This is a genomic window from Pseudoxanthomonas sp. UTMC 1351, from assembly GCF_040948865.1.
Lineage (GTDB): Bacteria > Pseudomonadota > Gammaproteobacteria > Xanthomonadales > Xanthomonadaceae > Pseudoxanthomonas_A.
This window is the reverse complement of the sequence record NZ_JAVGJT010000016.1, coordinates 26,249-35,899: the sequence shown is the minus strand read 5'-3', so window position 1 is coordinate 35,899 and position 9,651 is coordinate 26,249. Positions and strand designations below refer to the sequence as shown.

4 protein-coding genes and 1 pseudogene are annotated in these 9,651 nt (G+C 63.2%); all 5 read right to left on the bottom strand.

Features of this window, described 5'->3' with window-relative positions; all coding sequences use genetic code 11:
- A pseudogene (locus AB6O04_RS12180) lies at positions 1 to 216 on the bottom strand (xylose isomerase); the annotation flags it as partial.
- A 114-nt stretch (positions 217 to 330) separates the two neighbouring features.
- The gene (xylB, locus tag AB6O04_RS12175; RefSeq protein WP_368564234.1) at positions 331 to 1,845 is read right to left on the bottom strand and encodes a xylulokinase; all 1,515 of its coding nucleotides are present in this window, start codon (positions 1,843 to 1,845) and stop codon (positions 331 to 333) included.
- A 490-nt stretch (positions 1,846 to 2,335) separates the two neighbouring features.
- Positions 2,336 to 4,708, bottom strand: a complete 2,373-nt coding sequence (locus AB6O04_RS12170; protein ID WP_368564233.1) for a glycoside hydrolase N-terminal domain-containing protein — start codon at positions 4,706 to 4,708, stop codon at positions 2,336 to 2,338.
- Position 4,709: 1 nt separating this feature from the next.
- On the bottom strand, positions 4,710 to 7,577 hold the full coding sequence (locus tag AB6O04_RS12165; RefSeq protein ID WP_368564232.1) for a TIM-barrel domain-containing protein: 2,868 nt from the start codon (positions 7,575 to 7,577) through the stop codon (positions 4,710 to 4,712).
- Positions 7,578 to 7,756: 179 nt separating this feature from the next.
- On the bottom strand, positions 7,757 to 9,469 hold the full coding sequence (locus tag AB6O04_RS12160) for a DUF5597 domain-containing protein (RefSeq protein ID WP_368564231.1): 1,713 nt from the start codon (positions 9,467 to 9,469) through the stop codon (positions 7,757 to 7,759).
- Positions 9,470 to 9,651 lie beyond the last annotated feature (182 nt).

Genomic DNA, 9,651 nt, shown 5'->3' with positions numbered 1-9,651 from the left:
CGTGCCCGGACCGAACGGATCGTGGCCGGCGTTGCAGAAGCTGTGCCAGTAGCACACCGCAAAACGCAGGTGCTCGCGCATGGTCTTGCCGCCGACCTTGCGGTTCTCGTCGTAGACCTTGAACGCCAGCGGGTTGTCCGAGGCCTGGCCTTCGAACGCAATGCGGCCGATGCCAGGGAAGAATTCTTGTTTGCCGATGTAGGGGGTGCTGGTCATGAGATGTCTACGTAAAGGGTGAAGGGGGAAGGGGAAAGAGGAAAGGGGAGCAGCGGAGCGAGAATCTTTGGAAGCCGGAGTTGGTCAGCGAGCAGGTTTTTGCTCTCCCATTCCCTATTCCCCGTTCCCCGTTCCCAGCTCTTGATACATCGGTCGCACGGCCTGCAGATGTTCAAGGAAACGCGCGTAAGGCGCATCGTAAGCGGCAACACGGCTTGGATCAGGACGCGCCGCCAGGGTGGGTTCGGCGGCGACATGTTCCTTCGCCAATTCCGCTAACGATACCGTGTTGTCGTCCTCATGGCGCAGTGACCATAAAGCTTGCAGTGCGGCACCGAACGCAGCGCCTTCGGCCTGCTGCGGCACGTCCACCGGCAAGCCGAACACATCGGCCACCATCTGACGCCAGGCCGCGCTCTTGCTGCCACCGCCCGTCAGCACGACGCGGTCGAACGCCATACCGGCGCGGACGAAGGCGTCATAGCCATACTTCAGGCTGTAGGTCGCCCCTTCCATCGCTGCGCGATAGAAGTGCGCCTCGCTCATGTTGTGCGGGTCCAGTCCGGCCAGCACGCCTTTGCCCAGTGGCAGATCCGGGGTGCGCTCGCCATTGAGGAACGGCAGCATCGTCAGCCCGTCGGCACCCGGTGGCGTGGCGGCGATGCGGGCATCGCCCTCGCGCGTGCTGAAGCCGAATAATTGAGCGATGGTTTCTGTTGCAACGGTACAGTTCATCGTGCAGATCAGCGGCAGCCAGCCGCCCGACGAAGAACAGAATGCGGCCCAGGCACCGTCTGTATCGATTACCGGCGTGTCGGAGTAAGCGAACAACGTGCCCGAGGTGCCCAGGCTCATCGACAACCGGCCCGGCACCACCGCGCCGGTGCCAATGGCCGCCATCATGTTGTCGCCGCCGCCGACCGCGACGCGGATACCGGGCGGCAGGCCCAGTTCGTCGGCGACGTTCGGCAACAGGGCGAAGGTGGTGCCCAGTTCCACCAGCGGTGGTAGACACTGCGACAGGTCACGTTGGGGATCGATCGCGTGCAGCAGTTCTTTCGACCATTGCCGCGTGCGCACATCCAGCCAGCCGGTACCGGAAGCATCGCCGTATTCCATGAAGCGCTCACCGGTGAGCCAGAAGTTCAGGTAATCGTGCGGCAGCAGGATGCTCGCCAGATCGCGGTAGACCTCCGGGCGATACTTGCGGGTCCACGGCAGCTTCGACGCCGTGTAGCCGGCCAGGATCGGATTGCCGGACAGTTCGATGCAGCGCGCGGTGCCGCCGACCGCGTCCATGATCTCGGTGCACTCGGCGCTGCTGCTGGTGTCGCACCACAGCTTCGCCGGTGCCAGCACATTGCCCTCGGCATCCAGCGGCACGAAGCCGTGTTGCTGGCCGGAGACCGCAATCGCCGCGATGTCGGCACGGGTAGCCGCATCCAGTTGCGCGAAACACGCGCGGACGCCGTCAAGCCACCACGATGCATGCTGCTCGCGGCTGCCGTCGTCAGCGCTGATCAGTTCCAGCGGTGCGCTGGTGGCGGCGACTACCTGGCGTTGCTCGGGGTCGTAGACCACCAGTTTGATGCTTTGGGTACCGGCGTCGAGGCCCGCGACGAAGCTCATAAGGATTTTTCCACAGATAGCCGGGTGCTTTCCGGAGCAATGTAGAGCCGAGCTTGCTCGGCTGCTCTTCCGATCCGACGATGTAGAAGCAGCGGAGCAAGCTCCGCTCTACGAGAGCGTGCGTCGCTCCCATGTCGTACCTGTACGGCCTTCCGCGAGCATCCGACCGATGTGGCGTAGAGCCGAGCTGCGCCCCGCGATAGCACCGAGTCAGTAGCAATCAGGCCGTCGCAACGGGAGGCGACAGCGAATAGCCACTTAAAGACGCTTCTCGTAGAGCCGAGCTGCGCCCCGCGACAGCGCCGAGTCAGTAGCAATGAGGCCGTCGCAACGGGAGGTGATAGCGAATAGCCGTTAAAGACACTTTTCTTAGAGCCGAGCCCGCTCGGCTGCTCTCCGACCGGGTCTACGCGAGGCCAAAAAAGCAGCGGAGCAAGCTCCGCTCTACGAGAGCATGTACTCCGGTGTCGTGTTTGTGCGAGGTGCCTATTCACGCTTTCACCAACTTGCCGTTCTTGAGGCGCAACTCGGCCGATTCGCCCGCTTTCAGTTCGATGTCCAATGTCTGATCGCCATAGACCACGTTGTAGGTGCCGCCACGTTCGCTACGCAGCAGCGCATTGTCCAGCTCGCCGTTTCTCCAGCTCAAGTCCATTCCCGCGGCATTGCGGACCTTGAGGCCGCGCACCTCGCCTGCGCGCCATTCTCCCGGCAAAGCCGGTAGCAGGAAAACCGAACCGCCCCAGCTTTGCAGCAGCATCTCGGTGATGCCGGCGGTGCCGCCGAAGTTGCCGTCGATCTGGAACGGGGGGTGGGCATCGAACAAGTTCGGGTAAGTCCGCTGCGGACCCAACAGCATGCGCAGGATCTGCATCGCGTGTTCGCCGTCGCCCAACCGCGCCCACAGATTCAGGCGCCAGCCGATGCCCCAGCCGGTGGCGTCGTCACCGCGGATTTCCAGCGAACGCTTCGCCGCCGCCGCGAGCTTCGGCGTGTCGCGCACGTTGATCTGCGAACTTGGATGCAAGGCATAAAGATGCGAGACGTGCCGGTGATGAATCTCAGGTACCTGCATGTCCCAGTCTTCGCGCCATTCCTGCAGCTGACCCGCTTTGCCGATACGGTCAGCTGGCAGTTGCTCGCGCAGTTGCTGCAACTGTTGTGCGAAACCGGCATCCACACCCAGCAGACCAGCCGCCTGGATGCATTGCGCGAACAGATCGCGCAGCAGTTGCGAATCCATCGCCGGGCCCGCGCAAAGAGCGGCGCCGTGGGGATGAATATTCTCGGGCGATATCGATGGGTTGGTGACCATCTCGCCGGTGCTGGGATCGCGCACCAGCGTGGCGGCGAAGAACTCGGCTGCGCCTTTGAACAGTGGATAGATTTTCCGCAGGTACGCCTCGTCGCGACCGTAGTCCCAGCGGTCCCACAACTGCTGCAGCAGCCATGCGCCGCCCATCGGCCACAGCCCCCACTCAGCACCGTCGATCGGTCCGGTCTGCCGCCACAGGTCCGTGTTGTGGTGCACGACCCAACCCGGTGCGCCATACATTTCCTTGGCCCGGCGTGCGCCTTTTTCCGCCAGGTCGAACAGCATGTCCTCCAGCGGCTCCACGCACTCGGGCAACGCGTTGGCCTCGCTGGGCCAGTAGTTCATTTCGGTGTTGATGTTGATCGTGTACTTGCTTTCCCACGGCGGGTCCATCAGGTCATTCCAGATGCCCTGCAGGTTCGCGGGCTGGGTACCGGGACGCGAGCTGGAGATCAGCAGATAACGACCGTACTGGTGATAAAGCGCGGCCAGCGCGGGATCGCCGCCGTTGGCGAAGTTCTCGATGCGCTCATCGGTGGGAAGCTTCGCTGCTTCGCTGCTCCCCAGATCGATGGCAACGCGGCGAAACAGGCGTTGGTGCTCGGCGATGTGCGCTGCCCGCAGTGCTTCGTAACCGCGCTGTTGTGCAGCCGCAAGCTGCCGGCGCGTGATGGCCTCCGGATCGCCGCTGACATCGTCGTAGCGGCGGTAACTGGTGGCCGCGGTGACCAACAGCACCACCTCGTCCGCTTTTTCGATCTCAATGCGGCCATCGCGTATCTGCAATGAACCGCCACGGGGAATCGCACGCACGCGCGTTGCGAACTTCAGCTTGCCTTCGATGCCGCGCCGCTCAGAATTGCGACCGCGCAACAGCAGGGTGCCGTCTTCGGCCGACGCTTCGGTCTCTTGATCGCTATCCAGCGATATCCGCAAATTGATCGCGCCAGGCCGATCGGTGGCGACGCGCATCACGATGCATTGGTCGACTGGCGACACGAAGGCTTCGCGCGTGTGCGCCATCTTCCAGGTATTGAACTGCGTGCGCGTGATCGCCGTATCCAGATCGAGTTCGCGGCGATAGTCGTTGGTATCCGGAATATCGCGGAAATCCAGCACCACGTCGGCTAGCGGTTGGTACGGCATCTGCTTGAGCGGCCGCGCCATCATCTTGGCGTTGGCCAATGCTTCGGCCTTCGCGTATTCACCGGCGAAGATCAGCCGCCGCACTTCCGGCAACGCTTCCAGCGCACCGGAAGTATCGGCTTCATACGGACCGCCCGCATACAACGTGTCTTCGTTGAGCTGCAGGCGTTCGTGTTCGATGCCGCCCCACACCATCGCACCCAGCCGGCCATTGCCTAACGGCAACGCTTCCACCCAACGCGTCGCCGGCCTGCGATACCACAGCTTGAGCGCATCCTCGCCAGCGCTATCCCATGCCGGTGAGGGCGTGGCCGCCCTCACCGCCGATGGCACCAAACCGGCGAGCGCGAGTCCCGCGCCCACCGCCTTGAACAATTCGCGCCGGGTCGGATCGATGCTCACGTTACTTCTTCTCCGCCTGCTTCACGGTGATCGCCTGGCCGTCGTACTGCACGGTCGCATCGGTGGCCGGTTCCAGCGTACCGGCATCGGCGCGTGGGCCGCTGATCCAGCGGACGCGAACTTCGCGCTTGGCCTGCATGCCGGGGAACGAACCCTGGCGCGCACCGATGCTCAGTTCGCCGGTCTTTTCGTTCCACTTCAGCGGAATGCGGCTGAACTCGCCCTTCTCGTAGCCATAGCCGTTGCCGTTGTCCTCGTACAGCGAGAACTCGCCGTCGGCACCGGTATAGACCACCACGGTGAGCGGCGCATCCTTCTTCTCGTCGACGTACTGCTGCACTGGACCGGTCGGGATGATGGAACCGGCACGCACGAACAACGGCATGCGCTCCAGCGGTGCGGCGGCTTGAAGCGTCTGGCCACCGTCGTGGCGCTGACCGCTGTAGAAGTCATACCAAGCGCTGCCGGCCGGCAGATAGACGGGGCGCTGGGTTGCCTTGAACGTGGTCACCGGAGCCACCAGGAACGCCGGCCCGAACAGATACTGGTCGTTGATGTCGCGGACTTTCGGATCGCCCGGGAAATCCATCGCCATGCCACGCATCATGCTGCCGTCGTGGTGATAGGTATCGCCCGCCAGCGTGTAGACGTACGGCAACAGCGTGTAACGCAGGCGATTGTAGTAGGCCATGCTGTCGTAGTACGGCGTGCCTTCCGGTGCGATGTTCCAGATCTCGCGGTACGGGAACTGGCCATGCGAACGGAACAGCGGCACAAACGCGCCGAACTGGAACCAGCGTGTGTTGAGTTCACGCCACTCCGGCAGATGCGCCGGGTCCTTGTTCTCGTAACGCTTCTCCACTGCGAAACCGCCGATGTCGAAGGTCCAGTTCGGCAGACCCGACATCGAGATATTCACGCCCGCGGAAACCTGGTCACGCATATCGTCCCAACGCGAGACGATATCGCCGCTCCATACCGCCACGGCGTTGCGCTGGGTACCGGCGTAGCCCTTGCGCGACAGGATGAATACGCGCTTGTCCGGGTCAGCGGCACGGTCACCGCGATAGACGCCCTGCGTATGCGGCAGCGGATAAGAGTTGAAGAACTCCGTTGACGGACCCAACGCGGTCGGCGTGGTACGCGCCTTGCGCTCGCCGATGTCGATGTTGGAATGCAGGTCGGGTTCGTCCGCATCCAGCCACCATGCATCGAAGCCCTTGCTGTTGAGCTTCTCGTTCATCTGGCGCCAGAAGATGGCCTGCGCTTTTTCAGAATACGGGTCGTAGAACGAGCTCAGGTAGCCTGCGCCGATCCAATCCTTCTCGCCCACTTCGACATTGCGCTTGTACATGAAGCCGGCGGCATCCAACTCTTTGTAGTTGGCGGTCGTCGGATAGAACTTGGGCCACACCGAGATCATGATCTGCGTGTGCATGTCATGCACCTGCTTGACCATGCCGTCCGGATCGGGGAAGTGCTTCTTGTCGAAATCGTGCGAACCCCAGGCGTCTTCCGGCCAGTACGACCAGTCCAGCACGATGTTGTCGATGGGCAACTGGCGCTTGCGGTATTCGGCGACGGCGCCGACCAGTTCGTCCTGCGATTTGTAGCGCTCGCGGCTCTGCCAGAAACCGTAGGCCCACTTCGGCAACATCACGGCCTTGCCGGTCAGCTGGCGATAGCCGGCGATGACCTGATCGGCGGAATCGCCGGCGACGAAGTAGTAATCGACCATCTGTCCGGCTTCGGACCACAGCGACAGGTCCTTGGCTTCGGCGGCGGGCAACGGGTCGCGGTGCAGCAGCGCGATGTAGCTGGGATCGATCAGTTTCCACTCGATCTTCAGCTTATGGCGCTTGCCCTGCTCCAGCTCCAGCGCGAACTCGTGATGCCACGGGTTCCAGTTCTGGCGCCAGCGATCGATCACCAGCTTGCCATCGACCCACAGCTTGGCGTATTCGCTGGAATACAAAGAGAACGTATGGCGGCCCGAACTGAGCGCTTCGATTTCGCCTTCCCAGGTGACCTGCATCGGCTGGGTCTTGCTGGTGGCTTCCGCCGGGTAGTTCGCCAGATCCTTGATGTACTGGTAGTTCACCTCGGACTCGCGGCGCTCCACCTTATGGACCCCGTTGAGCGAATAGCGCGCGGTCAGCGCGCCTTCTTCGCCCTTGGCGTCGTACAGCTTCAGGCTCTTCGGCAGCGGCTGCAGGCCACGCGGGTCGCCCATGCGGGTGATCGCGTTGTTGTCCCACAGCAGACCATAATTGCGACTGGAGACCAGGAACGGTACCGCCATGTCCACGTTGTGCTGCAGCAGCTCGACGTCGCGGCCCTTCTGGTTCATCCAGCCCTGCTGGTGCTGGCCGAAACCGTAAATGGCTTCGTCGTCCGGCGATTCGAAACGCTGGCGCACGCTGAAGTAGGGTTTGCCCTCGACTTCCAGCGGGGCAAAGCTGCGACCGCCTTCTACTTCGGAAAGGATCGGCTTGCCGGCCGCATCGAGGAACGACACGCGGCCGCTGCTCAGCGACACGTCCGCGGTGACGCGCGCCGTGGTCAAGCGCAGATGGCCATCCTGCTCGGCGACCTTGAATTCCGGCGTCGGCTTGCCCGCGTCTTCCACCCGCATCAGGCTGGGCGTGCGAACAAAATCGCCATCCGGATCTGCGCTGACGCGGATCACGCCATCACTGACCACTTCCAGACGGACCGCGGCCGCGCCTTCGGTCGTGGGACGCACGACGATGCCGGCGTCCGTTTTTTCATAGCCCGCCGAAGCGGCGCCGCCGCGCTCCGCGGTTGCGCCGCCGCATGCCGACAACAGCAGTGCCAGCGGTATCGTTAGTCCCATCAAACTACGCATCGGTCCACTCCTCTTAGGGAGCCGGGTTCAATCGGCTCCGGGTTCTCTCGTAGAGCCGAGCTTGCTCGGCTCCGGAAACTTTCAGCGGAGCAAGCTCCGCTCTACCTTCATTTCGTGGAGCCCAGCTTACCCGGCTCCGGAAACTTTCAGCGGAGCAAGCCCCGCTCTGCGTCAATGCTTCAGAACGTCGCCAGCTTCACCCGCAACAGTTGCGGCACGCTGGAGAAATTGAGGCCGTAGTCGGTTTGGTCACCGTTCCAGCGGCGGCGGAACACCCACTTGCCGTCCACGTAAGTGCCTTCGTCCACGTAATCGTAGATCTGGCGCGCGGCCGCCGCCGGATCGGCGGCGGTGATACTGATGCGTGCGTGCGCGCCAGCGACCAGGAACTCGTCCGGCCCCAGCTGCACCACCAGCGCACGGCCGATGGGCTCCGGGTTGCCGGGTGGCTCGCCCTGGAACCAGAACTGCGGCACGCCATAGGTCACCACCATATTCCAGCGCTCGTCGATCTTCACCGTCTGCACCGCCTCGCCCGGCTGCTCGGCCGTGCCGCGCACCTTGCCTTCGAAGCTGGCCTTCGCGATCACGCGCGCCGCCGGGCGCACGATGGCGTAGTTCAGCGCGAACGATTCCAGCGCCTTCTCATCCAGGTGCTTGGCGCCGAGCGGCCAGTTGGAATAGCGCGAATAGTCGATGCCGAACGGCGCCCAGCCGATCGCCTGCTCGCCCAGCGCGGAGAAGAAGTAGCGCGGGTATTCCTCGCGGTTGCCGGTCTCGGCCACGAACAGCGCATTGTCCGGCCGCGAATAGCGATCGAGCACGGTCGTGTAGTGCGTGTACTCGGGCATGTAGATGTCCGGCGCCAGCAGATCGATGTGCGGCGCGGCGGCCTTGTATACATCCAGCACATTGTCGGTCGGTCCACCGCTCGCATACTGGCCAGGCTGGCCCGGATTGAACGGTCCGCGCAGCGCGGCGTTGATGTACATCGGCAGCGGATAGATCGCCTTGCCCGCTTCGGCGACCTGGTCGATGTAGTGCGCGATGTGCCAGGCGTGGAAGAACTCATCGGCATCGGCGCCGAACGCCTCCCGCCATGTACCCGGCGGTTTACCCAGCTTCTTCAGCAGGACGTCGGGCACCGGGCCGTCAAACACTTTCTGCGCCAGCGGCGAGAAGTCGCGCACGCTGCCGTAGGTGCCCGGCTCATTCTGCGGCTGCACCATGATGACGGTGCGCTGCGGGTCGGCAGCCTTCAGATGGGTCATCAGCGCAACGAAGGCCTTGCGGTCTGCGTCCAGCGTGGCCTGCGCATGCGGCGACAGCGAATTCAGCGTGCGTCCGTCGGCGGTGATCACGCGCGGGAACCGGCTGTTGTCCAGCTTGACCCAGGCCGGCGCGTAGTTGGGGCCGTTGTTCTTCCAGGTCGCGAACCACAGCAGCACCAACCGCACATCGCGCTCACGCGCTTGGGCCAGCACTGTGTCCACGAAAGAGAAGTCGAACTGTCCTTCTTTCGCTTCGATCTGTTCCCAGCCGATCGGCACCATCACCGTGTTCGGCTTGACCACATCGATCGCCGGCCAGACATCCTTCAGCGCTTCCGGATAGTTGCTGGAGTTGTTGACCTGCGCACCCAGGATCAGGAACGGTTCGCCATCGACCAGCAGTGCGTGGCGGCCGTTCTCGGTCACCAGCTTGGGGATGGGCGCTTCGGCGACAGGTTGCGTTGCGGGCTTTGCCTCGGCCTTGACGTCCGCTTTGGCATCGGTTGGCGGGGGCGTCTCTTCGGCCGGCTTGCACGCGGCAAGCAACATCAACGTAGCGCCTAGCGCGGCGCAACGCAGCAGAGATAGAAGCGGCTTGTCCCGAAGGGTGCGTTTAGTCATTTCTTTCTCCTTGGTACCAGGGCATTTTTTGTCCCCGATGTTTGTAGATCGTCATCCCCGCGCAGGCGGGGACCCAGCGACGTTCGTCCATATCCCGACTCAAGTCGCTGGGCTCCCGCCTGCGCGGGAGTGACGAAACACAAATTCGCCGTTAACACCTGACTTGAGAGTACCTTGGCCAT

Bases quoted from the DNA above. Each gene is read 5' to 3' on its own strand.
- AB6O04_RS12160 (WP_368564231.1), bottom strand. From the start codon at position 9,469: ATGACTAAACGCACCCTTCGGGACAAGCCGCTTCTATCTCTGCTGCGT.
- AB6O04_RS12165 (WP_368564232.1), bottom strand. From the start codon at position 7,577: ATGCGTAGTTTGATGGGACTAACGATACCGCTGGCACTGCTGTTGTCG.
- xylB (WP_368564234.1), bottom strand. From the start codon at position 1,845: ATGAGCTTCGTCGCGGGCCTCGACGCCGGTACCCAAAGCATCAAACTG.